The sequence below is a fragment of the Glutamicibacter sp. NPDC127525 genome (genome assembly GCF_042672105.1).
GTDB lineage: Bacteria > Actinomycetota > Actinomycetes > Actinomycetales > Micrococcaceae > Glutamicibacter.
Genome location: NZ_JBHXVN010000002.1, coordinates 25,255 through 44,335, shown reverse-complemented (window position 1 = coordinate 44,335; position 19,081 = coordinate 25,255). Strand labels below are relative to the sequence as shown.

General features: G+C 63.8%; 19 protein-coding genes. 11 read left to right on the top strand and 8 right to left on the bottom strand.

Annotated features, from left to right (window positions below):
• Entirely contained in the window at positions 1-678 is a 678-nt protein-coding gene (locus tag ACFVHU_RS05940; protein WP_105662148.1) for a metal-dependent transcriptional regulator, read from the bottom strand.
• 239 nt (positions 679-917) lie between these two features.
• Between ACFVHU_RS05940 and ACFVHU_RS05935 the strand changes: the two genes are divergently transcribed.
• The 8 genes from ACFVHU_RS05935 (at position 918) to ACFVHU_RS05900 (ending at position 7,978) form a co-directional block, all read left to right on the top strand.
• Positions 918-1,952 (top strand): LacI family DNA-binding transcriptional regulator, encoded by a 1,035-nt coding sequence (locus ACFVHU_RS05935; protein WP_388023071.1) that lies wholly within the window; start codon positions 918-920, stop codon positions 1,950-1,952.
• A gap of 21 nt (positions 1,953-1,973) precedes the next feature.
• Entirely contained in the window at positions 1,974-3,488 is a 1,515-nt protein-coding gene (locus ACFVHU_RS05930) for a sugar ABC transporter ATP-binding protein (RefSeq protein WP_388023069.1), read from the top strand.
• Positions 3,488-4,456, top strand: a complete 969-nt coding sequence (locus tag ACFVHU_RS05925) for an ABC transporter permease (protein WP_359185508.1) — start codon at positions 3,488-3,490, stop codon at positions 4,454-4,456. The genes ACFVHU_RS05930 and ACFVHU_RS05925 overlap by 1 nt, the downstream gene beginning before the upstream one ends.
• Positions 4,457-4,505: 49 nt before the next feature.
• Positions 4,506-5,441, top strand: a complete 936-nt coding sequence (locus tag ACFVHU_RS05920) for a substrate-binding domain-containing protein (RefSeq protein WP_105656332.1) — start codon at positions 4,506-4,508, stop codon at positions 5,439-5,441.
• Between the two features lie 74 nt (positions 5,442-5,515).
• On the top strand, positions 5,516-6,439 hold the full coding sequence (locus tag ACFVHU_RS05915; RefSeq protein ID WP_388023064.1) for a ribokinase: 924 nt from the start codon (positions 5,516-5,518) through the stop codon (positions 6,437-6,439).
• A gap of 34 nt (positions 6,440-6,473) precedes the next feature.
• A complete protein-coding gene (gene rbsD / locus ACFVHU_RS05910) occupies positions 6,474-6,857 on the top strand; it encodes a D-ribose pyranase (RefSeq protein ID WP_332487579.1) in 384 nt (127 codons plus the stop codon).
• 65 nt (positions 6,858-6,922) lie between these two features.
• Complete coding sequence (locus ACFVHU_RS05905; protein ID WP_332487581.1) at positions 6,923-7,114, top strand: hypothetical protein; 192 nt, start codon at positions 6,923-6,925, stop codon at positions 7,112-7,114.
• Positions 7,115-7,177: 63 nt separating this feature from the next.
• Complete coding sequence (locus ACFVHU_RS05900) at positions 7,178-7,978, top strand: oxygenase MpaB family protein (protein WP_388023060.1); 801 nt, start codon at positions 7,178-7,180, stop codon at positions 7,976-7,978.
• 12 nt (positions 7,979-7,990) lie between these two features.
• On the opposite strand, the gene ACFVHU_RS05895 is transcribed toward ACFVHU_RS05900, so the two are convergent.
• A complete protein-coding gene (locus ACFVHU_RS05895; RefSeq protein ID WP_105656337.1) occupies positions 7,991-8,476 on the bottom strand; it encodes a DUF6328 family protein in 486 nt (161 codons plus the stop codon).
• 155 nt (positions 8,477-8,631) lie between these two features.
• On the opposite strand from ACFVHU_RS05895, the gene ACFVHU_RS05890 reads away from it, so the two are divergent.
• Together ACFVHU_RS05890 and ACFVHU_RS05885 are read left to right on the top strand one after the other, a co-directional pair.
• A complete protein-coding gene (locus ACFVHU_RS05890) occupies positions 8,632-9,009 on the top strand; it encodes a hypothetical protein (RefSeq protein ID WP_332730751.1) in 378 nt (125 codons plus the stop codon).
• A 53-nt stretch (positions 9,010-9,062) separates the two neighbouring features.
• On the top strand, positions 9,063-11,519 hold the full coding sequence (locus tag ACFVHU_RS05885) for an ABC transporter (protein WP_388023055.1): 2,457 nt from the start codon (positions 9,063-9,065) through the stop codon (positions 11,517-11,519).
• A 7-nt stretch (positions 11,520-11,526) separates the two neighbouring features.
• Here the strand turns inward: ACFVHU_RS05885 and panD are convergent, their stop codons facing one another.
• The 4 genes from panD to ACFVHU_RS05865 form a co-directional block, all read right to left on the bottom strand.
• The gene (panD, locus tag ACFVHU_RS05880; protein ID WP_332503325.1) at positions 11,527-11,949 is read right to left on the bottom strand and encodes an aspartate 1-decarboxylase; all 423 of its coding nucleotides are present in this window, start codon (positions 11,947-11,949) and stop codon (positions 11,527-11,529) included.
• A gap of 110 nt (positions 11,950-12,059) precedes the next feature.
• The gene (gene hutH, locus ACFVHU_RS05875; protein WP_133834003.1) at positions 12,060-13,601 is read right to left on the bottom strand and encodes a histidine ammonia-lyase; all 1,542 of its coding nucleotides are present in this window, start codon (positions 13,599-13,601) and stop codon (positions 12,060-12,062) included.
• A 182-nt stretch (positions 13,602-13,783) separates the two neighbouring features.
• Complete coding sequence (locus ACFVHU_RS05870; RefSeq protein WP_388023051.1) at positions 13,784-14,362, bottom strand: hypothetical protein; 579 nt, start codon at positions 14,360-14,362, stop codon at positions 13,784-13,786.
• Between the two features lie 273 nt (positions 14,363-14,635).
• Positions 14,636-15,103: a hypothetical protein gene (locus ACFVHU_RS05865; RefSeq protein ID WP_388023049.1), complete on the bottom strand. Its 468-nt coding sequence runs from the start codon at positions 15,101-15,103 to the stop codon at positions 14,636-14,638.
• 379 nt (positions 15,104-15,482) lie between these two features.
• Here ACFVHU_RS05865 and ACFVHU_RS05860 point away from each other — a divergent pair, with 379 nt between their 5' ends.
• Positions 15,483-15,992 (top strand): Dps family protein, encoded by a 510-nt coding sequence (locus tag ACFVHU_RS05860; RefSeq protein ID WP_388023046.1) that lies wholly within the window; start codon positions 15,483-15,485, stop codon positions 15,990-15,992.
• Positions 15,993-16,070: 78 nt separating this feature from the next.
• Here the strand turns inward: ACFVHU_RS05860 and hutU are convergent, their stop codons facing one another.
• Together hutU and ACFVHU_RS05850 are read right to left on the bottom strand one after the other, a co-directional pair.
• A complete protein-coding gene (gene hutU, locus ACFVHU_RS05855; RefSeq protein ID WP_388023044.1) occupies positions 16,071-17,747 on the bottom strand; it encodes a urocanate hydratase in 1,677 nt (558 codons plus the stop codon).
• A 130-nt stretch (positions 17,748-17,877) separates the two neighbouring features.
• Complete coding sequence (locus ACFVHU_RS05850) at positions 17,878-19,065, bottom strand: ROK family protein (RefSeq protein ID WP_388023041.1); 1,188 nt, start codon at positions 19,063-19,065, stop codon at positions 17,878-17,880.
• Between the last annotated feature and the right edge of the window lie 16 nt (positions 19,066-19,081).

Below are 19,081 nucleotides of genomic sequence, written 5' to 3'. Positions count from 1 at the left end.
TCAGGGGAGAAGGGAGACCCATGCGGCCGCGGCTGCACGCGAACCCAAGCGCAGGGTTTCGCCAGTTGAGCAGACCTGGACATTCACTGTCTCGGAGAATTGCTCGCCAGCGGTAATGCGCAGTTGCGCGCCGACAACGATCCGATGATCGGAGAAATACTGCAGCAGCTGCGAATCGTCATCGGCGATGCGTTCGACAACCACCTGGGCGTCATCGCTGGCTTCGCTCAGGTTGAACGCCTGCGGGATGGAAATGCGGCCTTCGGCCGTCGGGATGGGGTCGCCATGCGGGTCGCGGGTGGGGTGCTCCAGCAAGCTGTCGATGCGCTCGATCATGAAATCGGATACCGCATGCTCCAGGCTCTCGGCCTCGTCATGCACCTGGTCCCAGCGGTAGCCCAGCATCTGCACCAGGAAAGTTTCGATCAGGCGATGGCGGCGCACCATGGTCACCGCATACTCGCGTCCCAGTTCGGTCAGCGTTACGGCGCCATAGGGCGCATGGTCGAGCAGGCCCTGCTGGCGCAATTTGCCCAGGGCGCCGGAAACCGTGGAGAGCTTCATGCCTGATTTGCTGGCGATGATGCTGGCGGTTACCGGATCGCTCGACCACTCGTTGAGACCGAAGATGATCTTGAGATAGTTCTGGGCGCTATCTGAAAGCTGGTTGACCGACACAAGCACCATCTTAGCGACCATCGGGCCAGCTGGTCGCGAGGTGACTTTGATTATTGGACAATTCGGGCTGGAGACCGCTGACAACTGAAAGCGGCTAGTCACGAGCCTAAAAATTCTGCTCCATGGATAAGGATTATCCGAGGCCCAGGGGCAGCGTATTGACTTAAATTTCTTTGTGCGGAAAACTGTGTAATCGATTCCATGGAATCGATTACACGTAAGCAAAGGGGCTTATCGACATGAACGCTGTCACCATCAAGGATGTGGCACTTGCAGCCGGAGTATCTTCCGCGACTGCCTCGCGCGTTCTATCCGGCCACCCCGCCACTTCGGCCGCTTCCCGCGAAAAAGTGGAAGCTGTCGCCAAGGATTTGGGTTTCGTGCCCAATGCCCAGGCCCGCTCCCTGCGCTCCACCAAAACCGACACCATCGCGCTGCTGATATCCGATGTGCGCAACCCCTACTTCTCCGATCTCGCGCATGCCGTCGAGCAGCAGGCCCATGCCGCGGGAATGATGACCTTCATCGGCAATGCCAACGAGGACACCGAACAGCAGGACCAGTTCCTCGCCGCGATGCTTTCGCGCCGCGTTGACGGATTGATTCTCGTTCCCCAGGGCCTTGATGAAGACGCCGACCGGCCAAGCCAGATGATGCAGCGCATCATTGCCTCGGGCACTCCGCTGGTTTTCGTCGACCGCACCCTGCCCGAACTTCGCATCCCATCCATCACCGCCTCCAGCACCGGCGCCCTGGAAGAAGCCATCGCGCGGCTGAAGGCCCTGGGCCACGCCAAAATCGCTTTCTTGGGCGGCCCGGACCACGCTTCCACCGCCCGCGAACGCCACAGCGCCTTCGACTCGGCGATGGCAGCCAACGGCCTGGATACCGATCCTGCCCTGCACTTTGCCGGCGACTTCCGCGCCGCCTCGGGTGCCGAAGGCGCCCGCTGGCTGCTGGGCCATGAACTGCAGCCCACCGCGGTGGTCATCGCCGATGCGCCGATGGCCATCGGCGCACTGACCGTGTGGCGCGAAGCCGGCATCCGGATCGGGAAGCAGCTCTCGGTGATCACCTTCGACGAGGTGGATGCAATGCTCATGCACGATCCGCCGATCGCCACGATCAGCCACGACCTGACCAGAATGGGCCGCGCCGCGGTCACCGCGCTCCAGGACGTCATGGCGGGCAAGAGCCCCGAGCCCCAAGAATTCATCAGCCGATTCACCGCGCGTGAGTCGCTGGCCCCAACGCAACCCGCCACCGGCGCATAGGCGAGGATGGAAGGAACGAAAATGAGTAATGACGCTCTGCTGGTCCTGGACAAGGTCTGCAAGTCCTTCGGCCCGGTACAGGTGATCGACGAGGTCACCGTCGAGGTGCATGCCGGCAAGGTCTCGGTGCTGCTCGGCGAGAACGGCGCAGGCAAGTCGACGCTGATCAAGATGATCGCCGGCGTGCACGAGCCGGACGCCGGCCGGATCCTGGTGGACGGCAAGGCCGTGAAGATTCCCAACACCAAGGCCTCCGAGGCATTGGGCATCGCCACCATCCACCAGGAACTGAACCTGGTCCCGTCGATGACCATCGCCGAGAACATCACCCTTGGCCGCGTGCCGCGCATATTCGGCATCATCAACCGCCGCGCCATGCGCCAGATCGCCCGCGAAGCGATGGACAAGCTCGGGCTGGCGCTGGATGTCGATACGCCGGTGGGCCAGCTGGGCCTGGCCCAGCAGCAACTCGTGGAGATCGCCAAGGCGCTGAGTCTGGACGCCCGCGTGCTGATCCTCGATGAGCCCACCGCGGCATTGACCAAGGCCGAAATCGCGCACCTGTTCTCGGTGGTCGCCACCTTGAAGCAACAAGGGGTGGGCATGGTGTTCATCAGCCACCACCTCGATGAGATTGCCGAAATCGGCGACTTCGTGAACGTGCTGCGCGATGGCAAATTCATTGCCACCGTGCCGGCGGACACCGAGGAGAACGAGCTGGTCCGGCTCATGGTCGGCCGCGACATCGACGCCCAGTTCCCGCGTGTAGCCACCGAGCCAGGCCAGAAGCCGCTGCTGAGCGTGCAGAACCTGTGCGAGGGCATGCTCAAGGACATCTCGCTGGAAGTCCGCCCCGGCGAAGTGGTTGCCCTGGCCGGCCTGATGGGTGCCGGGCGCACCGAGCTGATCCGCGCCATCGCCGGAGCCGACAAGTACGCCAGCGGCGTCGTGGCGGTCAACGGCAAGAAGCTGGCCAGCTTCGACGTCGCTGCAGCTACCCGCGCTGGGATCGGGCACGTTCCCGAGGACCGCAAGACCCAGGGCCTGGTGCTGGATGCCTCGGTGGCCGAGAACATCGGCTACGCCACCATGGCCGCCACCGCCAAGAACGGACTGGTGGACCGCAAGGGCCAGAAGGCCCGCGCGCAGCAGGTCGCCGAACGCCTGCGCATCCGCATGGGCAGCATCGATGCGCCCATCCGCTCGCTCTCGGGCGGAAACCAGCAGAAGGCCGTGTTCGGCCGCTGGTTCACCGCAGGAGCCAAGGTGCTGCTGCTCGACGAGCCGACCCGCGGCGTGGACGTGGGAGCGAAGGTCGAAATCTACGAACTGATCAATGAGATCACCGCCTCCGGAGGCTGCGTGTTGATGGCCTCCAGCGAACTGCCCGAAGTGCTGGGCATGTCCGACCGCGTCCTGGTCATGAGCCAGGGACGCATCGCCGGGGAACTGGCCACCGAACAAGCCACCCAGGACGCCATCATGTCCCTGGCCGTCAGCAATGTGCACCGCGAAGAAGAAATGGGAACCAAGTAATGAGCAGCGTAGCTACTGCCCCGAAGAAGGGCTTTGATTTCAAGGCATTCCTTGCCAACAACGGAGCCCTGGTTGGCCTGGTCATTCTTTGCCTGGCCCTGTTCATCGCCACCCCGCGCTTCCTGACCGGACCGAACCTGATGAACATCGGCATCCAGGTCTCCACCATCGCGGTGATGGCCTTCGGCATGACCTTCGTGATCGTCGCCGCCGGCATCGACCTCTCGGTCGGCTCGGTCGCGGCGCTCTCGGCCATGGGCTCCTCCTATGCCATCACCACCGCCGGCCTGCCCGATGGCCTGTCCATCCCGATCGGCCTGGCCGTCGGTGCACTGTGCGGCTGGGTCACCGGTGCGATGAGCGCCTACGGCAAGCTGCCCACCTTCATCGCCTCGCTGGCGATGCTCACCGTGGTGCGCGGGCTGACCCTGGTGATCTCCGATGGCCGGCCGATCTCCACCAGCTCCTCGGTGTCCTGGCTGGGCGATGACCTGGGCCCGATCCCGGTGCCGATCCTGATCCTGGTCGTCTCCGGCCTGCTTGCCGCCTTCGTGCTCAACCGCACCGTCATCGGCAAGAACGCCTTCGCCGTGGGCGGCAACACCGAAGCCGCGCGCCTGTCGGGCATCCCGGTCAAGCGCGTGCTGGTCACCGTCTTCATCATCTCCGGCGTCTTCGCGGCCCTGTCCGGCATGATCCTGGCCGGGCGCCTGGACTCGGCCCAGCCGACCCTGGCTTCGGGCTACGAGCTGGATGCCATCGCGGCCGTGGTCATCGGCGGCGCATCGCTCTCCGGCGGCGTGGGACGCATCTCCGGCACCCTGATCGGCGCCCTGGTGCTGGCCGTGATCCGCAACGGGCTGAACCTGCTTTCGGTTTCCGCCTTCTGGCAGCAGGTAGTCATCGGCGCCGTGATTGCGATCGCCGTGGGCTTCGACGTGCTGCGCCGCAAGAACGTCAAGCACTAGATTTTCCCTCCGTACCCAGCAATTCAAGAAAAGTTCAAAGGAGAACCCCATGAAGAACATCATCCGCAAGACCGCAGCCGTCAGCGTCGGACTGGCCCTGGTGGCCGGCCTGGCCGCCTGCAACCGCGGCACCGAAGCAGAGGCCGGCTCGGCCACCTTGGCAGTGTCCACCCTGAACAACCCCTTCTTCGTCGACCTGCGTGACGGCGCCCAGGCCGAGGCCGAAGCGCAGGGCATCGACCTGTCCGTCGTCGACGCGCAGAACGACTCCGCAACCCAGGCCAACCAGCTGGCCACCGCGGCAACCAACGGCTCGGCCGGCCTGATCATCAACGCCGTGGATACCGAAACTGCTGAAGCCGGCCTGAACCCGGTGGCCGAGGCCGGCCTGCCGATCGTTGCGGTTGACCGTGCGGTGGGCGAGACCAAGATCGCTTCCTTCGTGGCTTCGGATAACGTTGCCGGCGGCGAGCAGGCTGCCAAGGCGCTGGGCGAGGCGCTGGGCGGCAAGGGCAAGATCATCGTGCTGGAAGGTGTTCCAGGCGCCTCGGCAACCAACGAGCGCGGCGAAGGCTTCGATAAGGGCCTGGCCGAGTTCAAGGACATCGAGGTCGTCTCCTCGCAGACCGCCAACTTCGACCGAGCCGAAGCACTGGACGTGGTCACCAACCTGATGCAGGCCAACCCGGATGCCGCTGGCGTGCTGGCGATGAACGACGAAATGGCCCTGGGCGCCATCCAGGCACTGGGCGACAAGGCCGGCAAGGACGTGTTGGTAGTCGGCTTCGACGGCACCGACGACGGCTTCAAGGCAGTCCAGGATGGCACCCTGGTTGCCACCATCGCCCAGAACCCGGCCGAGCTGGGCAAGCAGTCGGTGCAGATCCTGGCCAAGGCCATCAAGGGCGAAGAAGTCGAAGCCAACGTGCAGGTCGCCGTTGACACGGTGGATGAGAAGAACGTCGCCGACTACGCAGGCGAGTAATCTGCCCTTAGCGGCAATCAAGCAGTGCACCGGCGCCCATCGGCCGCCGGGTGGAGAGAACCAGAGGACATAGCATGCAGCAGGACATCCAGGTCACCATTGTGGGCTCTAGCAACGTGGACATCACTGCGCTGATGGCCCGCCTTCCCGGCCCGGGCGAAACCGTGCTGGCAGATTCCTACCAGCTCTCGCCCGGCGGCAAGGGCGCCAACCAGGCGCTGGCCGCCGCGCTGGCCGGTGCCGCCACGGAATTCATCGGCGCCGTCGGCAACGACTCGCACGCCGAAATCGCGCTGGGCCAGCTCGAGGAAGCCGGCGTGAAGCTCGATCGCGTGGCCCGCGCCAGCGAGCCGACCGGCGTAGCCATCATCCAGGTGGACCGTGGCGCAGAGAACTCCATTGCCGTGGTCTCCGGGGCCAACTCGACCGTCTCCGGCGAGGCTGTGCAGGGCGCCGGGGGCATCGAGGGCATCCTGGTGCTGCAGGGCGAGATTCCTGCCTCGGGCATCAAGGCCGCCATGGATGCTGCCACACAGCGCATCGTGCTCAACCTGGCGCCGGTGATCGAACTGGACCGCGAGTACCTGCTCAAGGCCAACCCGCTGGTGGTCAACGAGCATGAGGCCGAAGCCGTGCTCCAGCAGCTGAACCCGCACCCGGCTCGCCAGTTCGACGGCAAGTACGAGCGCCTGGCCGGGATGCTGGTCGACCAGGGCATCGCCAGCGTGGTCATCACCCTCGGCGCCAATGGCTGCCTGGTTGCCGACCGTTTCCCAGGGGAGAACGGCGGGGTCCAGGTTCGCGCGCTGCCCGCCGTGAAGGTCAAGGCCGTGGACACCACCGGTGCCGGCGACGCATTCACCGGTGCGGTGGCTGCCCGCCTGGCCAAGGGCGATGACCTGGCGCAGGCCGCAGAATTCGCCGGCAAGTTCGCCGCGCTGACGGTGCAGGCGCACGGCGCCCAGGCTTCCTACCCGCGTTCCCTGCAGAACCTCTGAGACCCCTTTTCGAGCAAGACCTGAGGAAGCCGCTGTGCTGAAATCCGAAATTCTCAACGCCCCGCTGCTGGCCGCCCTGGCCAAGTGCGGGCATACCGACACCGTGGTGATAGCGGACTGCGGCCTGCCGCTGCCCGAAGGCCCACTGGTCATCGATCTGGCCTTGGTGCAGGGGCTGCCCAGCTTCGATCAGGTGCTCGAGGTCCTGGCCCGGAACCTGGTGATCGAGAACAGCACCCTGGCGGCCGAAGCCGAGAACGGCCCGGTCCAGGAACTGTGCCTGGCCAAGGGCTTGGACCCGGACTTCATCTCCCACGAAGAGCTGAAAGCCCAACTGCCCCAGGCCAAGGTCATCGTGCGCACGGGGGAAGCTACCCCCTACGCCAACGCGATCCTGCACTGCGGGGTAGCATTCTAGGGAACGGATGCCGCAGCTGTTTCGCGGCAGCGCGCTACCCGAGGAGAGACGCAAGGAGACCGGCAATGAAGAAGATGTTCTATGCAGCTTTTGCCCTCATGGTGCTGGGGGCGGCCGTCCTGATTCTCACCGTGCCGGCGTTGTCCAGCGACCCGGGCCAAGCGCCCCAGAGCATTGCGGTGATCGCGGGAACCGTGTTCATGGCCGCAGCTTCCGTCGTTGTCCTGCTGAAGAAGGCTGCGACGCAAGAATCCTGAGAAACTTCCTGCAGCCATCGGCGCCAATGACCTTGGGCTAGCCGACTGCCTAGAATGGGGGTCATGACGCAAAGGAACCTGGCCGCAGAGAACAGCGAGCCCTTCTCCCGCATCGCGCCGGAAGCCGGGCTCCTGCTCGGCGCGGGCCGCGCCATCTTGCTTCAACTGGCCCACCCGCAGATTGGCCGGGCCATTGCCGAGCACTCTGATTTCGCCGCCAACCCGCTCAGCCGGCTGATTCATACCCTCGGATATATCTATGCATTGAGCAATGGCACAGCAGAACAGCAGCGCAAGATCATCGCCCATGTGGACGCGGCGCACCGGCCCATTCGCGCAACGCGTGACGAGGGCAGGCCCGCGTATTCTGCGCTGGATCCCAGGCTGCAGTTGTGGGTGGCGGCCACGCTCTATGATTCGGCCCGCGTAATTGCCGGCCAGATCCTGGATGAAAACGAGGCCGACCAGGAAGAGCTCTACCTGCAGTACGCACGGATCGGTGAGGCCTTGCAGATGCCGGTCGACTACTGGCCGCAGGACCTCGGCGGCTTCGAGCAGTACTTTGCGCAGAATCAAGCGGAGCTGGAAGTCACCAACCAGACCCGGGCGCTGGCCCGCGAACTTTTCGAAGCACGCAATGCCCCATGGTGGGTCCGGATCAGCATGCCGCTGATGCGCGACGTGACCATAGCCCAGCTGCCGGCCCCGGTGCGCGAAGGCTTCGGCTATCGCCTCACCGGGAAAGCCGCGCAGCGCAACGCCCGCGTCATCGCCGTCGCCAGGGCCGCCACGCGGCTGCTGCCGCGAGCCCTCAGGCATGCGCCAATGCGGCTGATATTGCGCCGCGTCGACAAGATGGCCTAGCCGGCCCGAAGCCTAGTGCCCCGAGCCGTTCTCGGGTCCAACCCGGATCAGGATCCGTGGCAGCGCCACCAGCAGGAACAAGGCCACCAGGATCAGCGGCCCTCCGATCCAGGCCCCGATTTGCCAGCCGAAGAGCACCTGCAGCACAAACCAGACGCATCCCGAGACCAGCAATCCCACGCCGATGCCCACGATCTTCACGATGGCGTGGCCCAAGCTGACCGTCTGCTCCTTGAGCCGCTGTCCGAAGAGATACCGGTGCACGGCCACGGGGGTGATCAGCAGCAGAATCAGCACAGTGGCCGCCACCAGCAAGATGATGTAGACCACCTCGTCGGTTCGGCTGAGCATCTCGAACCTCGCCTGGAAGGGCAGGACCACCAGGAAAGCAGCCAGGATCTGCACACCAGTTTGCATCACCCGCATTTCCTGCAGCAGCTCGTTCCACTGCCGGTGTGGTGCGCCATCGCTGGTATCGGGGTGGGAACGCTTGATCATCACTGTTCTCCTCGGCCTCAATCCGCCAGCTGGTTGAACCCCGCCGGCTCAAACGACTATGCCAAGCAATGCCGGTGCAGGCAAGAGCCTGCCGGCCCGCCGGGCCAAACTGTAGGTCGCGGCCGGTACATTCGGGAGCCAAGCAGAATTCGACGATGGAGGAGCAGATGGAACCTGATGGCGCCGCCGGGAGCAGCATTGATGTGTGGTCGATGCCCAGCCAGGGCCTGGCCTGGTGCGATTGCGGCAAAGGCCATGAACTCACGGAGGAGATCGTGCTCCAGGCTATGGCGGCAGCAGGATTTGGACCGGGCCGGCCGCTGGCCCATGGACAGCTGGCCGAGCTGATTGCGGATCTCTGGCACTACTCACAGGTCTGCCGGTTCTTCCACCTGGCCGTGGAGCAGGCGGCGATGCGTATCCACGGGAAGGTCGATGAAATCTACCCGTGGGATCACAGTACCGATATCGTCGGATACTTCTCGAAGACCTGGCAAGGATGCCCCGACGCGGCCTGCCAATCAGAAGGGTGAGCGCGCGAGGTGCGAATTGAGTTCGCCCCGTGCAGGCGCATAGTGTGGGAAAGATGAAGAGCTTTGCATCCTTCCGGGCACCTGCCGACCATGACGGATTCATCCATGTGCGGGGTGCCAACGAGAACAACCTGGACAATGTCGAAGTGCGCATTCCGCGCGATTCCATTGTCGCCTTCACCGGGGTCTCCGGTTCGGGAAAATCTTCCCTGGCCTTCGGAACCATCTTCGCTGAATCCCAGCGCCGATTCCTGGAATCGGTGGCTCCCTACGCGCGGCGGCTGATTGCCCAGGGGCACACGCCCAAGGTGGAATTCATCTCCGGGCTGCCACCGGCCGTGGCCCTGCAGCAACGGCGTGGTGCTGCCAGTTCCCGTTCCACCGTCGGGACCCTGACTACGCTGTCCAACTCCGTGCGCATGCTGTTCTCCCGCGCAGGAACCTACCCCCAGGGTGCGGCGAGGCTGGATTCGGATGCCTTTTCCACCAACACCGCGGCCGGCGCCTGCGCGCAATGCCACGGTGCGGGAACGGTGCATTCGGTCAGCGAGGAATCGCTGGTCCCGGATTCCTCCCTGAGCATCAGGGACGGCGCGATTGCGGCTTGGCCCGGCGCCTGGCAGGGCAAGAACCTGCGGGACATCACCACGCACCTGGGCTACGACATCGACGTTCCGTTCCAGCAGCTGCCCGCGGAAACACGGAAGTGGCTGCTGTTCACCGAAGACCAGCCAGTCGTGGAAGTCACCCCGGAACGGGATCGCGTGGCCAAACCGTACAAGGGCCGGTTCTGGAGTGCCGAACGCTACGTCCGGCACACGGTTGCGACCTCGAAGAGCGAGAACCTGCGGTCCAAGGCGCTGGCTTTCATGCATTCGCAGGATTGCCCGGCGTGCTCGGGGACGGGATTGCGCCCCGATGCGCTACAGGTCACCTTCGACGGCCTGGATATCGCGGAATTCAACGGCAAGCCGCTCAGCTCCCTGGCCGAGCTCTTGCGCCCCTTCGCGGCTGATGCCCAGGCAGAGGCGCAGGCCGAAGTCGCGAGCATCATCAGCGCCGACCTGCTGGGCCGAATCCAGGTGCTGGTCGAGCTCGGGCTGGGATACCTGAGCCTGGACCGTGCCACCCCGACGCTGTCGCCGGGGGAAATGCAGCGCCTGCGCATCGCCACCCAGCTGCGCGCGGGACTGTTCGGCGTCATCTACGTGCTCGATGAGCCATCTGCCGGGCTGCACCCGGCCGATGTGCAGCCGCTGATCGAGGTGCTCGATGCACTCAAGGCCGAAGGCAATTCGGTGTTCGTGGTGGAGCACAACATGGATGTGGTCAGCCGTGCGCAATGGATTGTCGATGTCGGCCCGGGCGCGGGCAGCAACGGCGGGCAGGTGCTCTACAGCGGAGAAGTTTCCGGGCTGTCCGGAATTGAGGAATCCGTGACCCGGCGCTTCCTCGATCCCGGGCCTGCGCCGCGCCGCGAGCCGCGCGAAGCCCAAGGATGGGTGCAGCTGCGCGGGGTGGACCTGCACAACCTGGACGACGTGGACGCCGCGTTCCCGCTGGGGGTCTTCTGTTCGGTCACCGGCGTGTCGGGATCGGGCAAGTCCAGCCTGGTCTGCGGTGCCCTGGCCCAGGCTGCGGGCGGCCCGGTGCTTGCCGGGCCGGAGGATCCGGAGGCGACGGCGGATCGCGCGGTGATCGCCGAGGTCACCGGCGCAGATCAGCTAAGCCGCGTAGTGCTGATGGACGAGAAGCCCATCGGGCGCACGCCCAGATCCAATGTCGCAACCTACACGGGCCTGTTCGATGCGGTCCGCAAGGCTTTCTCCGAGCTGCCGCTGTCCAGGCAACGCGGCTACAGTGCCGGACGCTTCTCCTTCAACGTTGCCGGCGGGCGGTGCGAGAACTGCCAGGGCGAAGGCTACCTGGAAATCGAGCTGCTCTTCTTGCCAGGGACCTACGGGCCATGTCCCGAATGCCGCGGAACCCGGTACAACCAGCAGACCCTGGACGTCGAATACCAGGGCAAGAACATTGCCCAGATCCTGGAACTGGACGTCAGCCAAGCCGAAGAATTCCTCTCCGGAATCCCTTCCGCGGCACGGGCCCTGGCGACCCTGCGCGAAGTCGGACTGGGGTATCTGCAGCTGGGCCAGCCAGCTACCGAAATGTCCGGCGGCGAAGCCCAGCGCATCAAGCTGGCCACCGAACTCCAGCGCCAGCGCCGCGGGCACACGCTCTATCTTCTCGATGAGCCCACCACCGGACTGCACCCTGCCGACGTGCAGCTGCTGGTATCGCAGCTGCAGCAGCTGGTCGACCAGGACAACACCGTCATCGTGGTGGAACACCAGATGGATGTGGTTGCCGCAAGCGACTGGGTGATCGATTTGGGGCCGGCCGGCGGGGATGGCGGCGGGCGCATCGTTGCCGAGGGGACCCCAACGGCGGTGGCGCAAGACAAGGCCAGCAGAACCGCGCAATACCTTGCGCGCCGGCTGGCCTTGTGAAGCTGGACTAGTTGCTGTTCAGCAGTGCGTACGGCGGGGTCTGCACCCCGTCGGCCACCGCTTCGGCAGGATCATCGCCGAGGTGGATGATCTTGTTATCGGCATCCACATGCACCACGCTCGGCACATAGCCACGAGCCTCGGCGTCTTCCATCTGCGCATAGCTGATCAGGATGACCAGGTCCCCGGGGTGCACCAGATGCGCTGCCGCACCATTGATGCCGATGACCCCGCTGCCCGGCTCGCCGGCGATGGTGTAGGTTTCCAGGCGGGCGCCGTTGGTGATGTCTACGATGCTGACCAGTTCGCCGGGCAGGATATCCGAGGCTTCGAGCAGCTCGGAGTCAACGGTGACCGAGCCTACGTAGTGCAGGTCTGCCTGGGTGACAGTTGCCCGGTGGATCTTGGACTTGAACATGGTGCGTTGCATTAGACGATTCTTTCACGCGAGGTAAGTGGTTTCCCGGTATCCAAGCTTACGCCTCTTGCGCGCAGATGCCCGGGCATTGTCCGGCACCCCACACAGTTGGCCGCGAACGGCTACTTTGGCAGATGGGTTTCCAGCACGCGGTGCACTTCCCCGGAGGCCAGCAACTGGCAAGCAGCTTCCAGCTCCGCAGAGAGGAAACGGTCCTCGCCCGGACCTGCGACCTTGGTGCGCAGCAGCTCCAATACGGCGCCGGTAGCCGGGCCAGGCTGCAATGGCTGGCGCAGATCCAGGGCTCGGCCGGCAATCAGCATTTCAATTGCCAGGATGCGGCGCAGGTTGGCGACCGAGGTGCGCAATTTGCGCGCCGCGTGCCAACCCAGGGAAACGTGGTCTTCCTGCATCGCTGATGACGGGATGGAATCCACGCTGGCCGGTACGGCCAGACGCTTGTTCTCCGCGACCAGTCCGGCCTGCGTGTACTGGGCGATCATCATGCCCGAATCCACGCCCGGGTCATCGGCAAGGAAAGCTGGCAGATCGCGGGAACGAGCCGGGTCGAGCATGCGATCGGTTCGGCGCTCTGCAATGGATCCCAGGTCAGCTACGGCAATGGCCAAGAAGTCCAAGACGTACGCCACGGGAGCACCGTGGAAGTTGCCGTTGGAGGTGACTTCACCCGATGGCAGCACGACAGGGTTATCGATGGCTGCCGCCAATTCGCGGGTGGCGACCAGGCGGGCATGGGCGATGGTGTCGCGCACTGCGCCGGTAACCTGCGGGGAGCAGCGCAGCGAGTAGGCATCCTGCACGCGGCCGTCGCCTTCGCGGTGCGAAGCGACAATGGGGGAGCCCGAAAGGAAGCTGAACATGTTCGCAGCACTGCGGCCCTGGCCCGGATGCGGGCGCAGCGGTTCGTGCAGTTCAGCACGGAAGACCTGGTCGGTGCCCAGCTGGGCTTCGACGCTCATGGCCGCGGTGGCATCGGCAATGTCTGCGAGCTCTTCCAGGTCTGCCAGTGCCATCAGCAACTGGCCGAGCATGCCGTCGGTGCCGTTGACCAGCGCCAGGCCTTCCTTCTCCGCCAGTTCGACAGGTTCCAGTCCTGCTTCAGCAAAGAGCTCCGGCACTGGGCGCTTCACGCCTTCGCGGTCAGTGGCCTCGCCTTCGCCCATCAAGACCAGTGCGCAGTGGGAGAGCGGAGCAAGGTCTCCTGAGCAACCCAGCGAACCGTACTCACGCACCACCGGGGTGATGCCGGCATTAAGCAGTCCAACCATGGTTTCCAGCACTACCGGGCGCACGCCGGTGCGGCCCGAGGCCAGGGTCTTGGCGCGCAGGAACATCAGCGCGCGCACCACTTCGCGCTCAACTGGGTCGCCCATGCCGGCTGCATGCGAGCGGATCAGCGAACGCTGCAGTTTAGCGCGGTCCTCGGGAGCGATGTGGCGCGTTGCCAGGGCGCCGAACCCGGTGGAAATGCCATAGACCGGGGTGTCGGCTGAAGCCAGGGCATCAATGTGTGCGCGGACTGCTGCCAGTTCTTCAAGAACCTGAGGCGCGAGGCTAATCTGCGCGTTGTGCCGGGCTACCGCAATCACGTCATCGGCGGTGGCGCCAGCTAGGTCCAGGGTTACGTGCGGGGAAGTAGCCATGATTTTCAATCCGTTCTCTACGCTGCAATGAGGTCTCTAATCTCCATTGTTCGGCAGAACGAGTTTGCGCGGCACTGATATTCGAGTCATCTGTCCGAAATGCCAGACAGTGCCTTGGAGGGAGAAAAGAACGGACCTCCAATTGGCATGCCAATTGGAGGTCCGTCCGAAGGGTTCCAGTTTCAGAAGGTGATGCCTTCGAAGGCTTCCTCGCCAAATTTGTTGGACGAGCCGTTGTCCGTGACCTTGGCGTTCTCGTTAAGGGATGCGGCCGAATTGCCGATGCCGCTAAAGGTTACGTGCTTGATGTTCTTGACCGCTGCGATATTACCGCTGCCGTCCAGCTCAAGATTCTTGATGTGCGGAGCGACGATCATGTTTCCGGAACCAGAGATGGTGACGTTCTGGCAATCGCCGATGAGCTTCAGCATTTGACCCATTTCAGAGATATCCATGCCGCCCGTGCACCTGATTTCGGTCGCTTGCGCATCGAGGAAATCATAGATGGACTGGAAGGTGCTGTCCGCAGGTGCCTTCGGAACATTGGGAGTACCAGTAGAAGCGCCTTCTGGGGCTTTGGAGCTTGGGGTGACGCTGCCTTCGATAGGCCCGGCGTTCTCCGGTGCTATGCTTTCTTCTGCTGGTGCGCTTGTCTCTTCGCTGGAGGGTTGGATGCTCACGCAACCTGCCAGTGCGACTGCAAGGATTCCAACCGCCAGCGGCCCAGCGAGGCGTTTGGTAATTTTCGAGAACATAACCATCCTGTCAATCGAACCGGCCAGCGCATTTGGACACGCGGTATAGATACATTCTGCGTTGAATGACGATAAATGACCAACGCGAACGGCTCAGGAACGAATGAGTTCTCGTGCCCCGGGAGCACGCAACCATGCAATTTGCTGACGATTCCGTGCGGGGACAAAAGTAATCGCTTCACCGCTTGCCCAGTGCAAGCAGTGAAGCGATTACTAGTGCCCAGGGGGAGAAGGGGCACGATTTGAGCCGGCAGGCGAACCTACCGGGCTATTTGGTTCCTAGAATCCTTCATTCCGCTCTTCGGAACCAAACTGGCTTTCATCGTTTCCATACGATTGGCCATCGGACTGCTGTCCCGACTGGCTTTCGCCGCCAAACGATTCCTCACCGCCGCCGTAGGACTGCTGTTCCGACTGCTGTCCGGACTGGCTGTCATTGCCGTAGGACTGCTGGCTTTCGCCACCGCCGTAGGACTGCTGTTCCGACTGCTGTCCGGACTGGCTGTCATTGCCGTAGGACTGCTGGCTTTCGCCGCCGCCGTAGGACGGCTGGCTTTCGCCTCCGCCGTAGGATTGCTGTTCCGACTCCTGGCTTTCGCCGCCGCCGTAGGACTGCTGTTCTGACTGCTGGCTTTCGAATCCGCCATTGTCATTTGATCCGAAATCTGAATTGGACTGGCTTTCGAAGCCTTCAGATTCGTTGTTGTCGAAGTTCCCGAACTGCTCGTTTGCATCCTGCTCAGACATGCTGTCCTCCGTGGGTCGGTGGTTCCTGACTTGCCCTACGCTATGCGTAGAAAAAGCCCGGTTCAAGGATTTCGGGGAAGCTCAGAGCCGCTGGAAACCCGCAGTTAAGCCAATACCCATGGTGTTCAGAGACTTCGGCCAATATTCACTACTGCGTGCTAAAGGAATCGCCATTCCCGGGAACCCGAGGGACAAGGAGGATTTTCCGCAGCTGCCATGGTGGCTTCTGGAATTGCTCAACAGGCGCGAAGAGAAAGCTGAACGTTCTCCGAAAGAATTGTCCATCCGGTCGGAATCCGCCCGGTAAATCGATAGTGTCCAGACTGGGACACCGAGAAAGGTCTTGCCCCAAGCGTCCATGACAACGTAAGGAGAAGCATTGGCTAATTCGAAGAAGACTCCAGCAAAGAAAACTGATCGCGAAAACGCAGAAAACGGGTTCGTGGCTCCGGAAGTGCTGCGCGATTCCTTGCAGACCGTGCTGATCCAGCTGCTGGACCTGCAATTGGTGGGCAAGCAAATCCACTGGAACGTCGTTGGTCCCAACTTCCGCGACCTGCACCAGAACCTCGACGAAATCGTTGACATCGCGCGCCGCGGCTCGGATGAAATCGCCGAGCGGATGCGAGCTTTGCATGCCACTCCGGACGGGCTGGCAGCTACGGTCACGAAGTACACGAAGCTGGAACAACCCGTGAATACCGAAATCCTGACCACCAATGCCGTGGACATGGTAGTCAAGGCACTGCAGACCACTGTGGGAGTCATGCGAGAGGTCCATGACCCGGTGGATGAAGCGGATCCGACCACCGCCGATATCCTGCACCAGTACATTGCGGATCTGGAGCAGCAAGCCTGGTTTATCAGCGCGGAAACCCGCAAACCGTAAACCGGGCCGCGTGGTCCTGGAATTGAATAAATAGCCTGAGGCACCACAATCAGTGGTGCCTCAGGCTATGTGCGCGTCCTACTTCTCCTGTGCGGCCATCGGGATGCGCACGCCGCGCTCAGCGGCAACTTCGGCGGCGCGTTCGTATCCGGCATCGACGTGGCGGATGACGCCCATGCCCGGGTCATTGGTCAGCAGCGCCTCCAGCTTCGCGGCGGCCATTTCGCTGCCGTCAGCCAAGGAGACCTGGCCGGCGTGGATGGAACGGCCCATGCCGACGCCACCGCCATGGTGGATCGAAACCCAGGTGGCACCCGAACTGGTTGCGGTCAGGGCGTTCAGCAGCGGCCAGTCGGCCACGGCATCGGTGCCGTCCTTCATGGCTTCGGTCTCGCGGTACGGCGAAGCTACCGAACCCGAATCCAGGTGGTCGCGGCCGATCACGATAGGTGCAGAGACCTTGCCTTCGGCGACCAGCTGGTTGAACAGCAAGCCGGCCTTGTGGCGCTCGCCGTAGCCCAGCCAGCAGATGCGCGCCGGCAGGCCCTCGAACTCCACGTGCTTCTGTGCGGCATCCAGCCAGCGGTGCAGGTGCTCGTTTTCCGGGAACAGGTCCTTCAGCGCCTGGTCGGTGACCTTGATGTCTTCGGGATCCCCGGACAGCGCTACCCAGCGGAACGGGCCCAGGCCTTCGCAGAACAGCGGACGGATGTAGGCCGGGACGAAGCCGGGGAATTCGAAGGCGCGGGTGAAACCGCCCTTGCGTGCCTCGTCGCGGATCGAGTTGCCGTAGTCGAAGACCTCCGCGCCGGCGTCCTGGAATCCCACCATCGCCTCGACCTGCGCGGCCATGGCGGCCTGGGCTTTCTTGGTGAAGCCGGCCGGATCGGCTTCGGCTTCGGCGTGCCACTGGTCCATGGTGTATTCCACCGGCAGGTAGCTGAGCGGATCGTGGGCACTGGTCTGGTCGGTGACGATGTCGAAGGAGAATTCTCCAGCTTCGTGGCGCTTGAGCAGCGCCGGGAAGACCTCGGCGGCATTGCCGACGTAGCCCACCGACAGCGGGCGGCCCGCGGACTTGGCTGCCAGGACTTTGCCCAGCGCCTTGTCCAGATCCAGCTCGACCTCATCGAGGTAGCGCTTGGAGGCACGGCGGCGCAGTCGGGTTTCATCCACGTCAACGATCAGCACGGCACCGCCGTTGAGGGTCACGGCCAGCGGCTGGGCGCCGCCCATGCCGCCGCAGCCGCCGGTCAAGGTCAGGGTTCCGGCCAGCGAGCCCTTGAAGCGCTTCTCGGCGATCGCGGCGAAGGTTTCGTAGGTGCCCTGCAAGATGCCTTGGGTGCCGATGTAGATCCACGAACCGGCGGTCATCTGGCCGTACATCATCAGGCCTTCGGCTTCGAGCTTGCGGAAGTGCTCCCAGTTGGCCCAGTCGCCAACGAGGTTGGAGTTGGCAATCAGCACCCGTGGTGCCCACTTGTTGGTCTTGAAGACGCCGACCGGCTTGCCGGACTGCACCAGCAGCGTCTCGTTCTCTTCCAGGTCCTTGAGCGTCTGGACGATCGCATCGAATGCCTCCCATGAGCGGGCTGCCTTGCCGGTGCCGCCGTAGACCACGAGATCCTCGGGGCGTTCGGCAACTTCTGGATCCAAGTTGTTCATCAGCATGCGCAATGGGGCTTCGGTGGCCCAGGACTTGGCGGTCAGTTCGGTACCGCGCGGGGCGCGGACAACACGTGGTTCGTGGCTCATGGCAATTCCTTACGATGTAACGTAGCTAACTGATTCCATCATTGGCTATCGGCCATGGCTTGGGTACCGGAGAATGGGCAGAGCTGTCCGGTATTTCAGAATCGGAGGAATTTCCGGTTGCCTCCAGCTCCTAGGTGGCGGGGATCAGCGCCAGCGCGCTGCGTTCGATGGCCTCCGGGCTCAGGGCCTGGCTGATGGCGATCATGCTGGCTCCGCGCAGGGCTCCAACTTCCCAGCTGCGCGAGGTGCGGATCTGCAGGTGCTGGGTGGAAAGCGGCGCTCCGCGCTGGTAGACCACCTCGCGGATGCCTGCCAGCAGGTGCTCTCCGGCGGCGGAGATCCGACCTCCGACCACGATCAGCGACGGGTTCAGCAAGCTCACGCTGGCAGCCAATACCTCGCCCAAGTCGCGGCCGGCTTGGCGCACTGCATGGATCGCTTGGATGTTCCCCGAGTTCACCAGGGCGACCACATCGGTGTTGCTGTGCGCTTCGATGCCCTGCGCCCGCAACGCGGTGGCAATTTTGGGTCCGGCAGCTACGGCTTCCAGGCAGCCTTCATTGCCGCAATGGCAGTAGATGCCATCGCCGCGGCGGATGCGCACGTGCCCGATATCGCCGGCTGTACCCTGCGCTCCGCGTTGCAGCAGTCCTCCGGAAATGATGCCCGAGCCGATGCCGGTGGCCAGCTTGACGAAAATGAAGTCCTCGCTGCCGGTCTCCAGCTGGTCCTTCTCGCCAATGGCCATGAGGTTGACGTCATTGTCCACGACTACCAAGGCGTCCAGCTGCTGCTGGAACCAAGCGGGGATGTCGAAGTCGTCCCATCCGGGCATGATGGGCGGATTGGCGGGACGGCCGGTCTCGAAATTCACCGGCCCTGGCACTCCCATGCCTATGGCAATGACATCGTCACGGGTGCGGCCCAGCGAATCGAGCAAGCCATCGGCCAGATCCATCGCGGTCTGCAAGATCGCCACCGGGCCGTCGGCGAAGGAAATGGGAGCCTGGGATTGCACCAGGGGAGTGGGGGCCAGGTCGGTCAGCGCAACGCGCAGGTGGCTGGCTCCCAGATCGACGGCCAGCACCAGGCGGGCATCGGGGAGCAGGGCAAGCCGCTGGGGAGGGCGGCCTCCGGTGGACGCGCCATCCGCGATGGTGCCAACCAGGCCCAGCTGGATGAGCACGTCGAGGCGCTCTTGCAGGGTGGAGCGAGCCATGCCGGTCAGGGCGGCAAGGTCCGTGCGGCTGTGCGCGGCACCGTCCATGAACAGTTGCAAGACGTCGCCTGCCCCACTGGCGCCGCGGGCGAATTGCATGCTTTGGGGGCTCGAA